A 20,276-nucleotide genomic window follows, 5' to 3' on the forward strand; every position below is an offset into this window, starting at 1 on the left:
CGCGTCGACCCGCTAGCCATGTTCGGGTTACCTCAGCCCAGGCCGGACCGTCTCGAAGTCCCGGTCTGTCGCGCAGCTGCACTTTCGCAACTCTGGAGGTGGGTGCAAATGTGTACTGCCCGCATAGTTTTGAGATTTCCTGCCACGGCAGCCGTTGGCAGACAACGATTTTACCGCCGAATAAGTTCTGGAAACCGGACGGATTTTAGGGAAATAGCAGCTCATTTGCCGGTTCCCGGCGTGAAATACGGTGTCCGGTTATGACCCGCACAGACAGGCGTGGCCGGCCGCTCAAAGCCTTCCTGCAGGCCGAGATCGCCGGCGCCGACGTGACCATCGAGGAGATGCGCAGGGCGTGTGGCCTGACGCGGGCGAGTTACTACGGCGAGCCGAGCGGCACCGGTCGCGGCTTCGACGACAGCTTTCCTAACTCCGAAGAGCTTCGCCAGGTCGCCGAGTATTACAAGCTCGGCGACAACGGCTGGGTCAGTCTGCTGGTCGAATTCGGTTGGCTGGAGCCATTACCCGGCACGCTACGGATGCCGTTCACCGCGGATATGCCCGAGAAGCTGATCGCGCCGCCGATCGCGCTGGTCACGGTGCGTGACGCCATCGATCGTTATCAGAACGCATCGGTTCTCGTCGTCTCAACAGACCGGACCGACGTGTCGATGGTTTCGATTCACCAAGCGCTGCAAGATAACCCAGAAGCGCTGCTGATGGTGTTCGGGGCGGTGCCGACCGACCAGCCGTAGGCCGCTACAGCTTCGCCAGCAGGTCGGTCAACACGTCGAGGCCCTCATTGAGTAACTCGTCGCTGATCGTCAGGGGCGGCAGGAAGCGGATCACATTGCCGAATGTGCCTGCGGTGAGCACGATTACGCCGGCCGCATGCGCGCCGGCCGCGAGCGCGTTGGTCAGTTTGGCGTCGGGCTCGGCGGTGTCGGGGTCGACGAACTCGACGGCGATCATCGCGCCGCGGCCGCGCACGTCGCCGATGCGATCGTCGGACGCCTGTAAAGCCTGCAACCGGTCTTTCATGAGTCGTTCGATCTCGCGGGCGCGTTCGACCAGCCCATCGGCCTCGATGGTGGCCAGCGTCGCCAGCGCCGCCGCGCAGGCCACCGGGTTGCCGCCGTAAGTGCCGCCCAGGCCGCTGGTGTGTGGGGCATCCATGATTTCCGCGCGGCCTGTGACCGCGGACAGCGGAAGCCCGTCCGCGACGCCCTTCGCGATGCAGATGAGGTCGGGCTCGATGCCCTCGTGCTCACAGGCGAACATCGCGCCGGTGCGGGCGATCCCGGTCTGCACCTCGTCGGCGATGAAGACGACGTTGTTCTCGCGACACCACCGCAGCAGGGTCGGCAAGAAGCCGTCGGCCGGCACGATGAATCCGCCCTCGCCCTGGATGGGTTCGATGATGATCGCGGCGAGGTTGTCGGCGCCCACTTGCTTGGCGATGATGTCGATCGCCCGGCGGGCGGCCAATTCACCGTCGGTGGCGATCTCCTTGTCGATCAGCCCATCGCGGAACGGATACGACATCGGAGCCCGGTAGATCTCCGGAGCGAAAGGGCCGAAACCGCTCTTGTACGGCATCGACTTCGCAGTCAGCGCCATGGTCATGTTGGTGCGCCCGTGGTAGGCGTGGTCGAAGGCCACCACCGCGGATTTCTTGGTGTGCGAGCGGGCGATCTTGACGGCGTTTTCCACCGCCTCGGACCCGGAGTTGAAGAGCACCGAACGCTTTTCGCCCGACCCGGGTGCGAGCTGGTTCAGGCGTTCGGCGACGGCCACGTACTCCTCGTACGGCGTCACCATGAAGCAGGTGTGGGTGAAGTCGGCGACCTGCGCGCTCACCGCGTCGACCACCCGAGGAGAGGAATTGCCGATGGTGGTGACGGCGATACCTGAACCCAGGTCGATCAGCCGGTTGCCGTCGACATCCTCGACGATGCCGCCCGCAGCACGCGCAGCGAACACCGGCATGGTCTGACCGACGCCGGCCGACACCGCTGCGGCGCGGCGTTTGGCTAGTTCGAGCGAAGCCGGACCGGGGATTTCGGTGACCAGATGGCGGCTCTGTTCGATGGCAGACACGCCCAAAGACTAGCCCGGCGACGACGCGGGCCGCGAGGCTCGACGTGGGGGCACCTCCCAGCCGCACCGCGGCGAGGGGGCATGTCGAGCGGGTGAACCCGCGGCCGCGCCGAACGCCGGTGACGAGGGGTGGATCAGCCGGCCGCGGTGTGTCCGAGCTCGCGGCAGACGTCGCCGTTGGGGTCCCACCACTGCCCCGGAGGACAGTTCTTCGCCGGACCCACGCCGATCGGCTGACATGTGTTTCGGTAGCCGTCAAAGTACTGACCGGCCTCGCAATTCGGCGGGTCAGCCACGGCCGGTGCTGCGAACGCCACGGCCGCCCCGACAAGCGCGACCGCGCTCGCCAACCGCCCAATAAGGTTCTTCACTTCGGACCTCCTCGATAGCCACTGTGAATGCACTGAAAACAGTCCAACACTCTTGCCACGTTCCGACTCGGTCTAAACCTCGAAGACCGGGCCGTCGATCGAATCGACCGTAACAAAGGAGGTCACGGGTTCGCGGCGAAGTCGGCGAGGCTGCCGGACCGGATAGCCCAGCGCAATGATCGCGGCGAGCGCCAACGGGTCCGCCGCTCCCAGAATGTCTTTCACCTGAGCCTCCCGCCGAATCGCGATCGTGGTGATCACCCCGCCCAGACCCTCTTCCCGCGCCGCCAGCAGAACGTTCCAGGCGAACGGATAGATCGACGCCCCCGCGGCGAACGTATAGCGATCGGCGTCGCGGTCGATGGCGGCCAGCATCGACAGGTCGGCGAACAGCGCCAGTAGCACCGGTGTCTCGTCGAATTGCTGCGCGAAACCCTGTGGCGCGGCGGTGTTTTCGGTGGCCAATGCGCGCGCCTCCGCCTCGCGGTCGTTGGTCGGCGACCAAGGTCGCAGGCCGGCCGCCGCGAGCGCCAGGTATTCCCGCGAGCCCTGCAGGTAGCACTCCCGCAGCCGGCGGCGGTTGTCCGGGTCTTTGACCACCACCACACGCCACGCTTGTGCGTTACTTCCGCTTGGCGCGAAGCGTGCGTTGTCCAGCACCCGCGCCAGCACGGCGTCGTCGACCGATCGATCGGTGAAGTCGCGCACAGCCCCGGTCGTGCGCAACGCTTCAGTGAGGTCCATCGGTCAATGATCGAGTATCGAGTCGGCCTGATGGCACACTGGTGACCGTCATCCGACCTCGACGAAAGAGATCTCTGCCCTCATGAATCAAACGGTTGTCTTCCTGCCGATGCTGATCGTCTTGGGGGCGTTCATGTTCTTCGCGTCGCGCCGCCAGAAGCGCGCGCTGCAAGCCACCATCGACCTGCACGAATCGCTGACGATCGGCGACCGGGTGCAGACCACCTCGGGTTTGCACGGCACCATCGCCCTCATCACCGACGACACGGTCGACCTCGAAATCGCCCCCGGCATCATCACGACCTGGGTCAAGCTCGCGATTGCGAGTCGCGTCGAACCCGAAATCCTCGACGCCGACGCCGACGATCTGGCCGACGACCCGGGCCGACTGCCCAACGACTGAGGTCGACCGCCCGCCACGTACCCTTTTCGGTGCAGTCGAACTGATCGGGGCGCGAAAGCGAACGGCGGGGGACGATCTGCACACGAGCGCATCGCGCATGAGCGGAGGAGACTCAACACGTGGCATCGCCATCGACGCCGGTGCACCCTAGCCGCTATCTCGCGGTCTTCTTGGTCCTGCTCATCGGCGCCTACCTCCTGGTGTTCCTCACCGGCAACAAGCTGGCCGACCCGAAGCTCGGCATCGATCTGCAGGGCGGCACCCGGGTCACGCTGACCGCACGTACGCCGGACGGCTCTCGGCCGACCCGCGAAGCGCTCTCGCAGGCGCAGCAGATCATCGGCGCCCGCGTCAATGGCCTGGGGGTATCTGGTTCCGAGGTCATTGTCGACGGCGACAACCTCGTCATCACCGTTCCCGGCACCGATGGCAACGAGGCGCGCAACCTCGGCCAGACGGCCCGCCTCTATATCCGTCCCGTCATCAACGCCCTGCCCGTGGAGAGCGTCGCCCAGCAGGGTGGTCCCCGGCTGCCCCAGCCGCCGCGCGGTCCGATGGGGCCACGCGGTCAGGTACCCGGTGCACCGGGTGGACCGCCGCCCGGCGCGATCCCCGGCGCGCCCGCACCCGGGGCCCGGCCCGGTGTTCCCGGCGGCCAGCCGGGTCTGATTCCGCCCGGTGCCCCCGCACCCGGCGCTCCCGGGCCCGGTGGAGTTCCGGCACCCGGGCCCGCGCTGGACCCCGGCTTCGGCTCGGGCTTCCCGGGCGATCTGCCGCTGCTGCCCGACACCGGCGGCGTCCCGGCGCAGCCCCGGCCCTACCCGGTGGACGCGCCCTCCACGCCTACTCCGACGCCGCCCACGCCCGCGGTCTCACCGACCGGACAGCAGTCTCCGGCATCGGGACCGGCGCCCGCGCCGCCCGCAGAGCCCGCGCCGCCGCTGCTGCCGCCGATTCAGCCGGGTCCGCCGGACCCGCGCAAGGACCTCGCCGAACGCATCGCCAAGGAGCGGGAGTGGCGGCAGAGCTCGAACAAGGGCGTGCAGTTCCTGGCGCTGCAGTTCGAGGCCACCCGGTGCTTCCAGGAAGACATCCTGGCCGGCAATGACGACCCGAACCTGCCCCTGGTGACCTGCGACAAGGAGCACAAGCAGGCCTATCTGCTGGCGCCGTCGATCATCAGCGGCGACCAGATCGACAACGCCAGTTCGGGGATGGATCAGCGCAGCGGCGGTTACATCGTCGACGTGCAGTTCAAGAGCGGAGCGGCCAACACCTGGGCCGACTTCACCGCCGCGCACATCGGCACGCAAACCGCGTTCACGCTGGACTCGCAGGTGGTCAGCGCGCCGCAGATCCGGGAGGCCATCCCAGGTGGACGCACCCAGATCAACGGGGGTGACCCGCCGTTCACGGCGAGCTCGGCCAAGGAGCTGGCCAACGTCCTCAAGTACGGCTCGCTGCCGCTGTCGTTCGAGGCATCGGAAGCCCAAACCGTTTCGGCGACACTGGGATTGACGTCGTTGCGGGCGGGTCTGATCGCCGGTGCGATCGGCCTCGCGCTGGTGTTGCTGTACTCGCTGCTGTACTACCGGGCCCTCGGAGTGCTGACCGCGGTGTCGCTGTTGGCTTCTGGCGCAATGATTTTCGCCATACTCGTGCTGCTCGGCAGATACATCAACTACACACTCGACCTGGCCGGCATCGCGGGTCTGATCATCGGTATCGGGACGACGGCCGACTCGTTCGTGGTGTTCTTCGAGCGCATCAAAGACGAGATGCGCGAAGGCAAGTCGTTCCGGTCGGCGATCCCGCGCGGCTGGGGGCGGGCCCGCAAGACGATTCTGTCGGGCAACGCCGTCACCTTCCTCGCCGCCGCAGTGCTGTACTTCCTGGCGATCGGTCAGGTCAAGGGCTTCGCGTTCACACTCGGGCTCACCACCGCACTCGACACCGTCGTGGTGTTCCTGGTGACCTGGCCGCTGGTCTCGCTGGCCGGCAATTCCAAGACGCTGGCGAAGCCGGCATTCAACGGCCTGGGCGCGGTCCAGCAGATCGCGCGGGAGCGGCGTGCCGCGACCGCCGGGGCCAACGCGACGGGGCGGGGGTAGCGAGATGGCGTCGAACGCGGACACCACCGGCACTGACGACACGACGGCCGTCGAGCTCAGCAAAGAGACCGCGCGGCCGGTCCGGGCGAGCGGCAGCGACGCCGCAACCTTGCCGCACCACAGCTTCCTGTCTCGCCTCTACACCGGTACCGGTGCGTTCGAGGTCGTCGGGCGGCGGAAGCTCTGGTACGCGGTCAGCGGGGCGATCGTCGCCGTCGCGATTCTGAGCATTCTGGTGCGCGGCTTCACCTTCGGGATCGACTTCAAGGGTGGTACCACGGTGTCGTTCCCGCGCGGGACCGCGACCGTGAGCCAGGTCGAGGAGGTGTTCCGCGAGGCGCTGGGCCACGACCCGGAGACCGTGGTGGTCGTGGGCAGCGGGTCGGCGGCGACCGTGCAGATTCGGTCGGAGGCGCTGTCCAACGACAAGACCGAGAAGCTGCGCAACGCGCTGTTCGACAAGTACCACCCCAAGGGTTCTGACGGGCAGCCGAGCAAGAAGGCCATTTCGGATTCGGCGGTGTCGTCGACATGGGGCGGGCAGATCACCAAGAAGGCGGTCATCGCGCTGGTGGTGTTCCTGGCGCTGGTCAGCCTCTACATCACCGTGCGCTACGAGCGTTTCATGGCGATCTCAGCCCTGATAACGATGGTGTTCGACCTGGCCGTCACCGCCGGCATCTATTCGCTGGTCGGATTCGAAGTCACGCCGGCCACGGTGATCGGTCTGCTGACGATCCTGGGCTTCTCGCTGTACGACACGGTCATTGTGTTCGACAAGGTCGAGGAGAACACCCACGGTTTCCAGCACACGACTCGGCGCACCTTCGCCGAGGAGGCCAACCTCGCCGTCAACCAGACGTTCATGCGATCGATCAACACCAGCCTGATCTCGACGCTGCCGGTGTTGGCGCTGATGGTGGTCGCGGTCTGGCTGCTGGGCGTCGGCACGCTGAAGGACCTGGCCCTGGTGCAGCTGGTCGGCATCATCGTCGGTACCTACTCGTCGATCTTCTTCGCGACGCCGCTGCTGGTCACGTTGCGTGAGCGCACCGAACTGGTACAGACGCACACGCGGCGGGTACTGCGGCGACGCGGACCGGATTCGGGCGGCAAGGCCGCCGACAAGGGAGCGAAGGCTCCGGAGCGGGTCCGGGTGCGCGCCGAGTCGGGCGACGACGATCGCGCGTCCGCGGTCGACAGCGGCACGCCGGCGCCGAGCAAGCCTGTTCCCGGCGCGCGTCCGGCACGGCATTCCGCGGGCCGTCATTCGCGCCCGACCGGCAAGCAGAACAAGCGCTGACCCGATGAAGGCCTGGCGTCGGCGGGCGGCCGCCAGCTGTCTGGTGGTCGTGTTTGCCGCCGCCGCGCCGGGATTGTTGACGGCGTGCTCGGGAAGCGCCGCGGGACAGGTCGACTACATCGTCGACGGCGCGCTGGACTCCTACAACACCAACACCGTCGGCGGCGCGGCGTCCGCGGGCGCGCAGGCCTTTGCCCGCACGCTGACCGGGTTCGGCTACCACGGGCCCGACGGTCAGGTCGTCGCCGACCACGACTTCGGCTCGATCTCGATGGTCGGCGGCTCGCCGTTGGTGCTGGATTATCAAATCGCCGACAACGCCGTGTATTCCGACGGCAAGCCGGTCACCTGCGACGACCTGGTGCTGACGTGGGCCGCACAGTCGGGCCGGTTTCCCGGCTTCGACGCGGCCAGCCAGGCCGGCTACGTCGACGTCACCTCGATCGACTGCCAACCGGGGCAGAAGAAGGCGCGGGTGTCGTTCGCGCCCGACCGCAACATCGTCGACTACAACCAGCTGTTCACTGCGACCTCGATCCTGCCGTCGCACGTCATCGCCGAGGAGCTCGGCGTTGACGTCACCGCCGCGCTGCTGGGCAACAACCAGCCGGTCGTTGCGCGTATCGCGCAGACGTGGAACACCACCTGGAACCTGAAGTCGGGCATCGAATCCGGCATCATCGCCAAACACTTCCCGTCATCGGGGCCGTACAAGGTCGAATCGGTGCTGGACGGTGGCGCGGTGGTTCTGGTCGCCAACGACAAATGGTGGGGCGCAAAGCCGATGACCAAGCGGGTCACGGTGTGGCCGCAGAAGGCCGACATCCAGGACCGGGTGAACGCCAAGAGCGCCGACGTGGTCGACGTCGCCGCCGGATCCTCGGGGGCCCTCGCGACCCCCGACACCTTTCGGCGCACCGACGCCGCGTCCGACGGCATCGAGCAATTGATCTTCGCGCCGAGCGGCCCGCTTGCCGACATCGCGGCCCGCCGGGCGGTCGCACTGTGCACGCCGCGCGACGTGATCGCCCGCGACGCGCAGGCGCCGATCGCCAACGCGCGGCTGCACACCGCCGCCGACGACGCCATCGGCCAGGCCGAGAACGTCCCGCAGGCAGCCCCTTTCGTGAAGGCCGACCCGGTGGCGGCGCGCGCCGAACTGAAGAACAAGCCGCTGCCCGTGCGCATCGGCTACCGGGGCCCCAACGCGCGGCTGGCGGCCATCGTCGGCGCGATCGCCAAGGCCTGCGGTCCGGCCGGCATCACGGTCTCCGACGTCACGTCCGACTCGGTCGGCCCGCAGGCGCTCAAGGAGGGCAAGATCGATGTGCTGCTGGCCAGCACCGGCGGCGCCACCGGTAGCGGATCGACCGGTTCGTCGGCCATGGACGCCTACGACCTGCACACCGGCAACGGCAACAACGCATCCGGCTACACCAACGGACAGATCGACGGGATCATTGCTTCGCTCGCGGTCTCGGCCGACCCCGCCGACCTCGTCCGGCTGTTGAGCGAGAGCGCGCCCGTGCTGTGGGCCGGCATGCCGACGCTGCCGCTGTACCGCCAGCAGCGCACCCTGCTGACGTCGAAGAAGATGTACGCCGTCGGCGCCAACCCGAGCCGCTGGGGCGCCGGCTGGAACATGGACCGATGGGTCCTGGTGCGGTGACGGCAGCCGACCTGGTCGCCGCGCTCACCCGGCAGGTCGCCGACTTCCCTTCGGCGGGAATCCAATTCAAGGACCTGACGCCGGTGCTCGCCGATGCGCGCAGCCTGGCCGCGATCACCGACGAATTTGCCGAGGTCGCCGCCGGCGCCGACCTGGTTGCCGGTATCGACGCGCGTGGATTTCTGCTGGGCGGGGCGTTGGCCATCCGGCTCGGCACCGGCGTGCTGGCGATTCGTAAGGGCGGCAAGCTGCCACCGCCAGTGCTCGCCGAGAGCTATCAGCTCGAGTACGGCAGCGCGAACCTCGAGCTGCCGGCCGACGGGATCGAGTTGACCGGTCGCACGGTGGTGCTCGTGGACGACGTGCTGGCCACCGGCGGCACCGTGGTCGCGGCCCATCGGCTGCTCGAAAAGGCGGGTGCGCGGGTGACGACGGCCGTGGTGGTGATCGAACTCGCCGGTCTGGGCGGCCGCGACCGGGTCGCCCCGTTGCCCGTGCACAGCGTCGCGATTCTCTAGCGACCTCCGCGACGGACGTTATCCTGGAGCCTCGGAGGTGAGCAGCGTGGCAGAGGACAAGGGAACGGCGATACAGCCGCCCACCGAACCGCTGAAGCTTGCCGATCTTCCGTCCGCCGCGCCTGCGGCGAACGAGCAGGGCATCGGTCTCAAGGCCCCCAGCAGCGCGTCCCGCCGGGTCCGTGCCCGGCTGGCGCGTCGCATGACCGCACAGCGCAGCGCGGTCAGCCCCGTCCTCGAACCGCTCGTCGCGGTCCACCGCGAGATCTACCCCAAGGCCGACCTGGCGTTGTTGCAGCGGGCCTTCGAGGTGGCCGAACGGCGACACGCCGACCAGTTGCGGCACTCCGGCGATCCCTACATCACCCACCCGCTGGCGGTCGCCAACATCCTCGCCGAATTGGGCATGGATACCACCACATTGGTGGCCGCCCTGCTGCACGACACCGTCGAAGACACCGGCTACACCCTGGAGGCGCTGTCGACGGACTTCGGCGACGAGGTCGGCCACCTCGTTGACGGGGTGACCAAGCTGGACAAGGTCGTGCTGGGCAGCGCCGCGGAGGGCGAGACCATCCGCAAGATGATCACCGCGATGGCCCGCGACCCGCGGGTGCTGGTGATCAAGGTGGCCGACCGGCTGCACAACATGCGGACCATGCGTTTCCTGCCGCCGGAGAAGCAGGCCCGTAAGGCGCGCGAGACGCTGGAAGTCATTGCGCCGCTGGCACATCGGCTCGGGATGGCCACGGTGAAGTGGGAGTTGGAGGATCTGTCCTTCGCAATCCTGCACCCGAAGAAGTACGAGGAGATCGTGCGACTCGTCGCCGGCCGGGCGCCGTCGCGCGACACATACCTGGCCAAGGTCCGCGCCGAGATCATCGCCACGCTCACCGGATCCAAGATCAACGCGGTGGTCGAGGGCCGGCCCAAGCATTACTGGTCGATTTACCAGAAGATGATCGTCAAAGGCCGCGACTTCGACGACATCCACGACCTGGTCGGCCTACGCATCCTGTGCGAGGAGATCCGCGACTGCTATGCCGCTGTCGGCGTGGTGCATTCGCTGTGGCAGCCGATGGCCGGCCGGTTCAAGGACTACATCGCCCAGCCGCGCTACGGGGTCTACCAGTCGTTGCACACCACTGTCGTCGGGCCCGAGGGTAAGCCGCTAGAGGTGCAGATCCGCACCCGCGACATGCACCGCACCGCGGAGTACGGCATCGCTGCGCACTGGCGCTACAAGGAAACCAAGGGCCGCAACGGGGTTCCGCACCTGACGGCGTCGGCCGAGATCGACGACATGGCCTGGATGCGCCAGCTGCTCGACTGGCAGCGGGAAGCCGCCGACCCCGGCGAATTCCTCGAGTCGCTGCGTTACGACCTTGCGGTGCAGGAGATCTTCGTCTTCACCCCCAAGGGTGACGTCATCACGCTGCCCGCCGGATCCACGCCGGTGGACTTCGCCTACGCGGTGCACACCGAGGTGGGCCACCGTTGTATCGGCGCCCGCGTCAACGGCCGCTTGGTGGCGCTGGAACGTCAGCTCGAAAACGGCGAAGTGGTCGAGGTATTCACCTCCAAGGCGGCCAGCGCCGGCCCGTCGCGTGACTGGCAGCAGTTCGTGGTCTCGCCGCGCGCCAAGACCAAGATCCGGCAGTGGTTCGCCAAGGAGCGTCGCGAAGAGGCGCTCGAGACCGGCAAGGACGCGATCACCCGGGAAGTGCGCCGCGGCGGACTTCCGTTGCAGCGCTTGGTCAGCGGTGGATCGATGTCCGCGGTGGCCAACGAGTTGCACTACGCGGATGTCTCGGCGCTCTACACGGCGGTGGGCGAGGGTCATATCTCGGCCAAGCATGTTGTGCAGCGCCTGCTCGTCGAACTCGGCGGCATCGACCAGGCCGAGGAGGATCTGGCCGAGCGCTCGACGCTGACGACCATCCCGCGCCGGCCGCGCAGTGACGATGTCGGGGTGTCGGTGCCCGGCGCCCCGGGAGTGCTGACGAAGCTGGCAAAGTGCTGCACACCGGTGCCCGGCGACGAGATCCTCGGATTCGTCACGCGCGGAGGGGGAGTCAGCGTGCACCGGACCGACTGCACCAATGCCACCTCGTTGCAGCAGCAGTCCGAGCGCATCATCGAGGTGCACTGGGCGCCGTCGCCCTCGTCGGTGTTCCTGGTGGCCATACAGGTCGAGGCGCTCGACCGGCACCGACTGCTGTCCGACGTCACTCGTGTGCTGGCCGACGAACGGGTCAACATTCTGTCGGCGTCGGTGACCACTTCCGCGGGTGACCGAGTCGCGATCAGCCGCTTCACTTTTGAGATGGGCGACCCCAAACACCTGGGGCATCTGCTCGACGTCGTCCGCAATGTAGAAGGCGTGTACGACGTCTACCGCGTGACGTCAGCGGCCTGACACGTGACGGTAGCCGGGCAGCGGGCGCTGGTCATGGGTGCCAGCGGCAACGTCGGTGCCTGCGTGACCCGCCACCTCGCCGCCGGCGGAGCCGACGTCCGGGTGCTGCTGCGAAAATCGAGTTCCACCACAGGGATCGACGGCCTCGACATCGAACGCCATTACGGCGACCTGGTCGACGCCGCGGCCGTTGCCGCCGCGATGGCGGACCGCGAGGTGGTCTACTACTGCGTCGTCGACACCCGTGCGGAGTTGCGCGATCCCGCACCGCTGTTCGCGACCAATGTCGAGGCGCTGCGCCATGTGCTCGACGTCGCGGTGCGGGCGAAGCTGCAGCGCTTTGTGTTTCTGAGCACCATCGGCACCATCGCCGTCGGACTCAACGGCGAAACCGTCGACGAGGACACGCCATTCAACTGGGCCGACAAAGCCGGCAGTTATGTCGAATCACGCCGTGCCGCCGAGCATTTGGTGCTGTCCTACGCCACCGAGCACGGGTTGCCCGCCGTGGTGACCAACGTCTCCAACCCCTACGGACCGCCGGATTTGCAACCGCGACAGGGGATGTTCGTCAAGCTGGCGGCGCAGGGCAAGCTGCCGTTCTACGTGCGCGACGTCGGATCAGAGGTGGTCGGCATCGACGACGCGGCCGAGGGGATGCTGCTGGCCGGCCAGCGCGGCCGGATCGGTGAACGCTACATCCTCTCCGAGCGCTACATGTCGCAGCGCGAACTGGTGACGGTCGCCGCGCGGGCGGTCGGCGCCCGCCCGCCGCGCCTGGGCGTCCCGATGGCGCTGATGTACGGCCTCGGCTGGGTCAACGACGCGCTGGGGGCGTTGCTGCGCAAGGACTTTCCGATGAGCCGGCAAAGCGCCCGGCTGGTGGAGCTGACCTCGCCGGCCAGTCACGCCAAGGCGACCCGCGAACTCGGCTGGCATCCGGCGCCGACCGAGGACTCGATCCGGCGCGCGGCGCACCACTACGTGGGATCAGTCCCGGCGGGCTGAGGTGATCGCGACCTCGGTGGCCGGCTTGCCGTCGTCGCCGCCGCCGGCCACACCGTCCGCCGCGACCTTGTCGATGATGGCCAGCCCGGCCGGGGTGATGGTGCCGAAAATCGTGTAGTTGGGCGGCAGCAGCGAATCCCGATAGACCATGAAGAACTGGCTGCCGTTGGTCCCGGGTCCGGCGTTGGCCATCGCCAAGGTGCCCCGCGGATACACGACGGGCTGCTGCAGCGCCGGTTCGCCCGGGGGGTACTGGATGGTCGGGTATTCGTTGGCGAATTCGTAGCCCGGGGCTCCGGTACCGTCGCCCTTGGGGTCGCCGCACTGCAGCACCGACAACGCCCTCGCCGTGGTGAGTCGATGGCATTCGGTGTTGTCGAAGTAGGCCTGCTGTGCCAGGCTCACGAAACTACTGACCGTGCAGGGTGATTCGTTGTTGGCGAGCTGCAATCCGATCCGGCCGCGGTCGGTGACGATGGTCAGGCCGATCTGCGCCGGTTCGGTCGACGCCTTGCCGGCGGGTGGCGGCGCAGCCTGCTTGCCGGCGGGCTCGCTGGTCCGCGGGTACTGACAGTTCGCTCCCACGGCAGGACCGGGGTAGAACGGCGGCAGCTTCGGACCCGTCACCGGCGCGGCCGGCGGCAACGACTTGGTCGAGGTCGCCGCGGTGCTGGCCGAACTGGCGGCGGGCGCGGACCCGGACTTGTGGTGGGTGCACGATGCGAGCGTCACGGCGACGGCGACGATGCCGAACGTCGCGGCGATGCGGTTCAGGGTCATCGTCATCAGTCCAGCAGCACCGACTTGATGGTGACTTCGGTGGCCGGCGGTCCGTCCGACCCGCCGCCGGCGACGCCGCCCTTGGCGATCTTGTCCAGGGTGGACAGTCCGTCCTGCTGGATCTTGCCGAACACTGTGTAGTTCGGCGGCAGCTGAGAGTCCTTGTACACCAAGAAGAATTGGCTGCCGTTGGTGTTCGGGCCGCTGTTCGCCATCGCGATGGTTCCCCGCGGGTAGATGACCGGCTGCTGCAACGCCGGATCGCCCGGTGGGTACTGGTCGGTCGGGTATTCGTTGGCGAATTGGTAACCGGGCCCGCCGGTGCCGTCGGCGCTGGGGTCACCGCACTGCAGCACCCCGAGTGACGGTGCCGTGGTCAGCCGGTGGCACTTGGTGTCGTCGAAGAACTTCTGCTGCGCCAGGCTCGCGAAACTGTTGACGGTGCATGGTGATTCGTTGTTCGCGAGCAGCAGTCCGATGTGGCCCTCGCTGGTCACCATGCTGACACTGACCTGGGCGGGATCGGTAGGAACCTTGCCGGTCCGCGGCGGCTTGACCTCCTTGGCCGCCTGCTGGGCCGCCGGGTACTGGCAGTTGGCGCCGATGTCGGGGTTCGCCTTGAAGGGCGGCAGCGGCGGACCTGTCACGCTCGGTGCGGAGGTGGCCGAAGTGTCGGCGCCGGCCGAGGCCTTCTTGTCGTCATTGCTCGACTTGAAGACGACGACACCGACCGCGGCGGCCACGATCACCACGGCGACCGATCCTCCGATGATGGCCAGGGTCCGGCGGCGACGGGCTTGCTGGGCGCGGCGTTCGAGCTGCCGTTCCAATTTGCGCTTGGCTGACGCTCGTCGCTGTTCGTTGCTCGGCACCGACTGTCCCTCCGTGATCTCGGGCTTGGGTCACGACGAGTGTGCCAGTTCACGCTCTATCAGGGTGGCGCGACCCGTCGTCGGGTTCGACGGCCCGACTTCGCAGCGCCCCGCTCTCCGCAGGCCGCATCGTCGTCGGGCGCGCCTGGATGGGAAACTGGACAGCGTGTTGATCACCGGATTCCCCGCCGGGTTGCTGCAGTGCAACTGCTACGTGCTGGCACCGCACCCCGGGGCGGACGCCATCGTCGTTGACCCCGGCCAACGGGCCATGGGTCAATTGCGGCGCGTCCTGGACACGAATCGGCTGACACCTGCCGCCGTGCTGCTCACCCACGGCCACATCGACCACATCTGGTCGGCGCAGAAAGTCTCCGACACATTCGGCTGCCCGACCTACATCCATCCCGAAGACCGCTTCATGCTGACCGACCCGATCAAGGACTTCGGGCCCAAGCTGGCGCAACTCTTCATGTCCGCGATCTTCCGCGAGCCCAAGCAGGTCGTCGAACTCGACCGCGACGGCGACAAGATCGACCTGGCCGGGATCGGCGTCACCGTGGACCACACGCCGGGCCACACCCGCGGCTCGGTGACGTTCCGGGTCAGTGGCGACAAAGAAATGGTGTTCACCGGCGACACGCTGTTCCAGCGGTCGGTCGGGCGCACCGACCTGTTCGGCGGCAGCGGCCGCGACCTGCTGCGCTCGATCGTCGACAAGCTGCTGGTGCTCGATGACGCCACCGTGGTGCTGCCGGGCCACGGCAATGCCACCACCATCGGCGATGAGCGACGCTTCAACCCGTTCATCGAGGGGCTTGGATGAGTGAATTCAGCGCACCCAAGGGCGTCCCGGATTATGTTCCGCCGGAGTCGGCGCAGTTCGTCGCCGTCCGGTCCGGCCTGCTGAACGCCGCACGTCTGGCCGGCTACAGCGACATCGAGCTGCCGATCTTCGAGGACACCGCGCTGTTCGCCCGTGGCGTGGGGGAGTCGACGGATGTGGTGTCGAAGGAGATGTACACCTTCGCCGACCGCGGCGACCGTTCGGTGACGCTGCGGCCGGAGGGCACCGCCGGCGTGGTGCGAGCGGTGATCGAGCACGGCCTCGACCGCGGCGCGCTGCCGGTCAAGCTCTGTTACTCCGGCCCGTTCTTCCGCTACGAACGTCCGCAGGCGGGCCGCTACCGCCAGTTGCAGCAGGTCGGCGTAGAGGCCATCGGCGTCGACGACCCCGCGCTCGACGCGGAGGTGATCGCCGTCGCCGACGCCGGGTTCCGCTCGCTGGGCCTCGACGGGTTCCGCCTCGAGATCACGTCGCTGGGAGACGACACCTGCCGGCCGCAATACCGGGAACTGTTGCAGGACTTCCTCTTTCATCTCGATCTCGACGAAGAGACGCGTAAGCGCGCCGAGATCAATCCGCTGCGGGTGCTCGACGACAAGCGGCCCGAGGTCAAGGCGATGACAGCCGATGCACCCGTGATGCTCGACCACCTCTCCGACGCGGCCAAGCAACACTTCGACACCGTGCTGGCCCACCTCGACGGGCTCGGCGTGCCGTATGTCATCAACCCGCGGATGGTTCGCGGGCTTGACTACTACACCAAGACCACCTTCGAGTTCGTCCATGACGGGCTGGGCGCGCAGTCCGGTATCGGCGGCGGCGGTCGCTACGACGGATTGATGCGGCAACTCGGCGGACAAGACTTGTCCGGCATCGGGTTTGGGCTCGGGGTCGACCGGGCGCTGCTGGCGCTGCGCGCCGAAGGCAAGGACGTCGGTCCGACGGCGCGGTGTGACGTCTTCGGGGCTCCGCTCGGTGAATTGGCGAAGTTGCGGCTGGCGGTGCTGGCCGGGCAACTGCGCGCGGCCGGGGTGCGGGTCGACCTGGCCTACGGCGACCGTGGCCTCAAAGGCGCGATGCGCGCGGCGGACCGGTCCGGCGCCCGGGTGGCGCTGGTGGCGGGCGACCGCGACATCGAGGCGGGGACGATCGGCATCAAGGACCTGACGACCGGGGAGCAGGTCGACGTGGCGGCCGATGCCGTTGTGGCCGAGGTGTTGTCGCGGCTCGACCGTTAGAACGCCCGGTTCGTGATCAGGATCGGCCGTGTTTGACCTGATTGAACGGCACCCCGCGGTCGGCGGCGAATTCACGGGGGAAGCCGAGGATGCGCTCGCCAATCACGTTGCGCGCCATCTCCGTTGTGCCGCCCCCGAGCGCCGCGGTCTGTCGCGACAGGTAGCGTTCGCCGATCGACATCAGATCGGCCGGCTCGTCGACGACGCCGGCGCTGCCGGCGATGCCCAATGCGGTGTCGATCTCGAGCTGTACCTCCTCGGCCTGGAACAGCCGGATCAGCGAGCCCCCGGTCGCGGGCAGTGACCCGTCCAGCACGCCGTGGTAGACGTGGTCGATCAGCTGCTCCCACACCGCCCGTCGGGTGAGCGCGCGACCGGCCAGCTCGCGGACCCGCTCGTTGTCGGCGAGACCGGACGCCCGAATCATCGCGTGGTAATCGGGCGCCTGTTCCTGGTTGTTCTCGGCGCCGCTGCCACTGGCGAATTCCGAGCCGCCGCCCACCGCACGGCGCTCGTGGTAGAGCTGACGCGAGGCCACCTCCCAGCCCTTGTCGACCTCACCGACCACCGCGTCGTCGCCGAGTTCGAGGTCGTCGAAGAACTCCTCGCAGAATTCGGTGGAGCCGTTGACCTGTGTGATGCGGCGCAGCGTGATGCCCGGGCTGTCCAGCGGTGCCAGGAACATCGTCAGGCCCTCGTGCTTGGGCACGTCCCAGTTGGTCCGGGCGAGCAACAGGCCGTAGTCGGCGGCGAAGGCGCCGGTGCTCCAGGTCTTAGCGCCGTTGATGATCCACTTGTCGCCGCGGCGCTCGGCGCGGGTGATCACCCCAGCGAGGTCCGAGCCGCCGCTGGGTTCGGAGAGCAACTGGACCAGCACCTCGTCACCGCGTAGGGCCCCCGAAATGTGTTGCCGCTTCTGCTCTTCGCTGCCGGTGTCGAGAATCGTTGCGCAACAGATGGTGAAGGTCGGCGTGTTGAGGATCAGCGGCATCTCGTAGTCGATGCTCTCGTCGTCGAACGCCTTCTGGTAGGCGATGTCGAGACCGAGGCCGCCGTATTCGGTCGGGAAACAGATCCCGGCGAACCCGCCGTCGTGCAGGCGTCGCTGCAATCGGCGGACGTGTTCCCAGGAGTCGGCCTCGCCGCGATCGGCGTAGGGCGGGTTGCCCGGGTCGGCGATGCGCGGCATGTTGTCGGCAAGCCACACCCGGGCCCGCTGGGCGAACTCCGCCACCGACTCCGTCATGAGCTGCCTCCGAGAGTTTCATTAACCAAAAGCGGTAATGACATTATCAGCAGGTCGGGGGCCTTTGCTCGGGTACCGCTCAGCCGCCGCGGGGCCGTGTCAGGGTGAAGTGCTCGACCTCGCTGATCGCGCCGTAGGGCCCGGTGACGGCGTAGTGGGTGGCCTTGATCGTCGTATTGCCACCCGGCGATCCGGGGTCGACGTCGAACGCGACGAAGCCGTAGGGGTGCTCGCCGTCCCTGAATGCCGACCAGGGCGCGTCTTCGACCACGTAAACGGGCTTCTTGCGCCCGATCGAGTCGAGGTCGGAGCCCAGCCCGGTGACCACCCGACAGCGCGGTTCCGGGAAGAACAGGCCGTTCGACGGTGACGATGTGCCGCCTCCACCGATGACCACGTGAACGGTCCCTTTGGTCGTGTCGATGACATCGCCGTGGTCGGACACCGGAATCGGCGTCCTGGCCTCGGTGTCCTGGGTGCCGCGCAGTGGATGGGTGCGCTCGTAATGGTGCTCGTGACCGCAGACCACGAGGTCGACCTGATAGCGGTCGAACAGCGGCAGCCATTCCTGCCGGATGCCCAGGTCGGCGCCGTTGGTGTGATCGGCCGTCGACACCGCGGTCTGGTGCATGCACACGATCACCCAGTCGACCCGCTTGTCGGCACGCGCGCTCGCGAGTTCGGTTTCCAGCCAACGCTTTTGCGCGCCCCCGGAATAGCCGTGCACGTAGGTGTTGCCGCCGTCCTGATAGCAGATGTCGTCGTTGTTGAGGCTGATGATGCGTACCGAGCCGGCCGTGAAGGAGTACCACAGACCGCGAAGCTCGCCGTCGGAGCGCGAGTCGGGCAGGGCGAAATAGGTCTGGTAGGCGGCGAATCCGATGGGGCCGTTACCCAATTCGTTCTCGTGGTTGCCCGCCGCGGGCATCCACGGGCGATAGCGCGCGGAGCGAGTGTTGTTGTCGAACCAGTCCGACCAGGTGCGGATGCGGTCGTGTGCGAGGTTGGCGTAGCAGAGGTCGCCGTTGACCAGGTTGAACAGCGGGCCGAGCTTCTCGATTGCGGTAGTGATATCGCCGGCCGCCGGCGAGCCCAGGTTGTCGCTGACGTAGCTCTTCTTGTTCAGCCGGCCCAGCGTCGGGGTGGCCTGATCGCCAAAGCTCGTGAATCGCAACGGACTTCGCCCGGACGGGGCGGTCCGTACGGTGCCGAGCTCAGGGTTGGTGCCGTCGTGCACCGCGGCGTACACATAGTCGGTGTCCGGGGCGAGGTTGTCGAGCCTGGCGTGATGCACCCGGACCTCGGTTTTCGATTTCGCGTCCCGGTAGGTGCGCGTTTCGGCGGTCACCGTGCGGCCGAATCCGCCCGTCGAGGTCCCGGCCATGACGCGCGGATTGCTGACGGCGTCGGTCGTGTGCCACGAGACGACGACCTCCGAGGACGCATCGCGGCCGAATTGCAGATGCAGGCCGCCCACCGGCTGGGCGCCGCTGCGAGTCGGCTGGGACCACAGGCTCGGAGCGCGACCGGGCGTCCCGAGCAGCGCGACGCCGCCGGCGCCGAGGCCGGCGCCGAGGAGCGTCGTCGCCGCGCCCGTCGTCAACAGTGTGCGGCGGGTGATGCGCGGCGGCGAGGTGTCCTGCCGTGGGGACTCGTCGACCATGCTTCTTTCTTACCTTTCGCTGTGCTGAGGGCCGATGAACGCTAGACCGCGAATACGTAAACCCACGCCTGCGGACCCGACCGCAGCGGGACCGAAATCCGGCGGTAGTCGTCGACCTCGTAGGCGTCGGCCGCGGCCAAATCCGCGCCAGTGATCGTGAAGACGGTTCCGTCGATATGGGCGTCCGGCCGGCTGGACGGCCGCAGGATCGGATGCCGATCGCTGCCGCTCGCGGCGATGACCTGCGGGTCTGTGATTGTCAGGTGCCGGAGTTCGTAGCCGACGACCGCGTCGGGGTAGCCGGCCAATTCGCGGCCGAATATGGCACGTTGGACGTCGTGTTGGCGGAGCGTTCCATAGGAGAACAGCAGCTGGGTCACTGACGGTACCTAACATCCCGTGCCGCGGTTCGCCACCGCAGCGACACCGAACGGCACGCGGAAAGCGCGGTAAAGGCCGCTTTTTTTCAGCTATTTCTCAGCTTTGAGATGCGCCCGAGATTCCAATCATGATCACTGTCAGTTGCCTAATAACGACGCGAACTGTTTGCAATCCTCGACATCCGCACAATAGTCGGCGCGCCTTTCTCTGACGGCCGCGAACTGCCGGTGCGCGGGGCTTCGGGACGGCGTCGTCGGCGGTGACGGGGGACGGGTGCGAAGGGGTGGAACGGAGCGCGCCCACGCGCCGCGCCGAGGTGGCGGCCAGTCCGGGGCGCGGACCCTCGGGTCTGACTCGGGTAGCTCAATTATGAAGATGGCGAGGCCATTACGGCCGGTCCGGCAGGCCCGACGGTTAGCCGGAGCCGCGCGACGTGCTTTGCCGGCGTGCGGGGGAATTCGCATCCGAGGACGATCGCGATGCGGTTCGCGCGCGGTCGGGGCCAGTGCGGAAAACAAGCTACTGGTCGACGCCCAATAGCCACCTCGGGCCCGGGTGGTTTCCTAGCCACCGATCGTCCCTGGGAACCCGCTGTATGCAGGC

18 protein-coding genes are annotated in these 20,276 nt (G+C 67.6%); 10 read left to right on the forward strand and 8 right to left on the reverse strand.

Going from position 1 to position 20,276, the window contains the following annotated elements; translation table 11 throughout:
- Positions 1-260: 260 nt before the first annotated feature.
- Positions 261-755: a hypothetical protein gene (locus tag PT015_RS03215; RefSeq protein WP_285188753.1), complete on the forward strand. Its 495-nt coding sequence runs from the start codon at positions 261-263 to the stop codon at positions 753-755.
- A 4-nt stretch (positions 756-759) separates the two neighbouring features.
- Here the strand turns inward: PT015_RS03215 and gabT are convergent, their stop codons facing one another.
- The 3 genes from gabT to PT015_RS03230 form a co-directional block, all read right to left on the reverse strand.
- Entirely contained in the window at positions 760-2,100 is a 1,341-nt protein-coding gene (gabT, locus tag PT015_RS03220) for a 4-aminobutyrate--2-oxoglutarate transaminase (protein WP_285188756.1), read from the reverse strand.
- A gap of 134 nt (positions 2,101-2,234) precedes the next feature.
- Positions 2,235-2,471, reverse strand: a complete 237-nt coding sequence (locus PT015_RS03225) for a hypothetical protein (protein ID WP_285188758.1) — start codon at positions 2,469-2,471, stop codon at positions 2,235-2,237.
- 72 nt (positions 2,472-2,543) lie between these two features.
- Entirely contained in the window at positions 2,544-3,215 is a 672-nt protein-coding gene (locus PT015_RS03230) for a nitroreductase family protein (protein WP_285188759.1), read from the reverse strand.
- A gap of 82 nt (positions 3,216-3,297) precedes the next feature.
- On the opposite strand from PT015_RS03230, the gene yajC reads away from it, so the two are divergent.
- From yajC to PT015_RS03265, 7 genes are all read left to right on the forward strand, one after another.
- Positions 3,298-3,618 (forward strand): preprotein translocase subunit YajC, encoded by a 321-nt coding sequence (gene yajC / locus PT015_RS03235; protein ID WP_285188760.1) that lies wholly within the window; start codon positions 3,298-3,300, stop codon positions 3,616-3,618.
- Positions 3,619-3,737: 119 nt separating this feature from the next.
- Positions 3,738-5,729 (forward strand): protein translocase subunit SecD, encoded by a 1,992-nt coding sequence (gene secD, locus PT015_RS03240; protein ID WP_285188762.1) that lies wholly within the window; start codon positions 3,738-3,740, stop codon positions 5,727-5,729.
- Positions 5,730-5,733: 4 nt separating this feature from the next.
- Positions 5,734-7,032, forward strand: coding sequence for a protein translocase subunit SecF (secF, locus tag PT015_RS03245; protein ID WP_285188766.1), 1,299 nt, complete (start codon positions 5,734-5,736; stop codon positions 7,030-7,032).
- Between the two features lie 4 nt (positions 7,033-7,036).
- Positions 7,037-8,701, forward strand: a complete 1,665-nt coding sequence (locus PT015_RS03250; RefSeq protein WP_285188768.1) for an ABC transporter substrate-binding protein — start codon at positions 7,037-7,039, stop codon at positions 8,699-8,701.
- On the forward strand, positions 8,683-9,219 hold the full coding sequence (locus tag PT015_RS03255; RefSeq protein ID WP_285188769.1) for an adenine phosphoribosyltransferase: 537 nt from the start codon (positions 8,683-8,685) through the stop codon (positions 9,217-9,219). Before PT015_RS03250 ends, PT015_RS03255 begins: the two co-directional genes overlap by 19 nt.
- A 46-nt stretch (positions 9,220-9,265) precedes the next feature.
- Positions 9,266-11,638 carry a RelA/SpoT family protein gene (locus tag PT015_RS03260; RefSeq protein WP_285188771.1) on the forward strand — a complete coding sequence of 791 codons (2,373 nt, stop codon included), beginning with the start codon at positions 9,266-9,268 and terminating at the stop codon, positions 11,636-11,638.
- 33 nt (positions 11,639-11,671) lie between these two features.
- Positions 11,672-12,646 (forward strand): NAD-dependent epimerase/dehydratase family protein, encoded by a 975-nt coding sequence (locus PT015_RS03265; RefSeq protein WP_285190901.1) that lies wholly within the window; start codon positions 11,672-11,674, stop codon positions 12,644-12,646.
- Here PT015_RS03265 and PT015_RS03270 read toward each other — a convergent pair.
- Together PT015_RS03270 and PT015_RS03275 are read right to left on the reverse strand one after the other, a co-directional pair.
- Entirely contained in the window at positions 12,629-13,432 is an 804-nt protein-coding gene (locus PT015_RS03270) for a peptidylprolyl isomerase (protein WP_285188773.1), read from the reverse strand. The genes PT015_RS03265 and PT015_RS03270 overlap by 18 nt on opposite strands.
- Entirely contained in the window at positions 13,432-14,298 is an 867-nt protein-coding gene (locus PT015_RS03275; protein ID WP_285188775.1) for a peptidylprolyl isomerase, read from the reverse strand. The genes PT015_RS03270 and PT015_RS03275 overlap by 1 nt, the downstream gene beginning before the upstream one ends.
- 166 nt (positions 14,299-14,464) lie before the next feature.
- Here PT015_RS03275 and PT015_RS03280 point away from each other — a divergent pair, with 166 nt between their 5' ends.
- Positions 14,465-15,124, forward strand: coding sequence for an MBL fold metallo-hydrolase (locus tag PT015_RS03280; RefSeq protein WP_285188777.1), 660 nt, complete (start codon positions 14,465-14,467; stop codon positions 15,122-15,124).
- Entirely contained in the window at positions 15,121-16,383 is a 1,263-nt protein-coding gene (gene hisS, locus PT015_RS03285; protein ID WP_285188780.1) for a histidine--tRNA ligase, read from the forward strand. The genes PT015_RS03280 and hisS overlap by 4 nt, the downstream gene beginning before the upstream one ends.
- Positions 16,384-16,399: 16 nt before the next feature.
- Here hisS and PT015_RS03290 read toward each other — a convergent pair whose 3' ends face one another.
- The 3 genes from PT015_RS03290 to PT015_RS03300 form a co-directional block, all read right to left on the reverse strand.
- Positions 16,400-17,629 carry an acyl-CoA dehydrogenase family protein gene (locus tag PT015_RS03290; RefSeq protein ID WP_285188781.1) on the reverse strand — a complete coding sequence of 410 codons (1,230 nt, stop codon included), beginning with the start codon at positions 17,627-17,629 and terminating at the stop codon, positions 16,400-16,402.
- 79 nt (positions 17,630-17,708) lie between these two features.
- Entirely contained in the window at positions 17,709-19,292 is a 1,584-nt protein-coding gene (locus tag PT015_RS03295; protein WP_285188783.1) for a purple acid phosphatase family protein, read from the reverse strand.
- A 41-nt stretch (positions 19,293-19,333) separates the two neighbouring features.
- Positions 19,334-19,672 carry a gamma-glutamylcyclotransferase family protein gene (locus PT015_RS03300; protein WP_285188784.1) on the reverse strand — a complete coding sequence of 113 codons (339 nt, stop codon included), beginning with the start codon at positions 19,670-19,672 and terminating at the stop codon, positions 19,334-19,336.
- Positions 19,673-20,276 lie beyond the last annotated feature (604 nt).

Source organism: Candidatus Mycobacterium wuenschmannii (assembly GCF_030252325.1).
Lineage (GTDB): Bacteria > Actinomycetota > Actinomycetes > Mycobacteriales > Mycobacteriaceae > Mycobacterium > Mycobacterium wuenschmannii.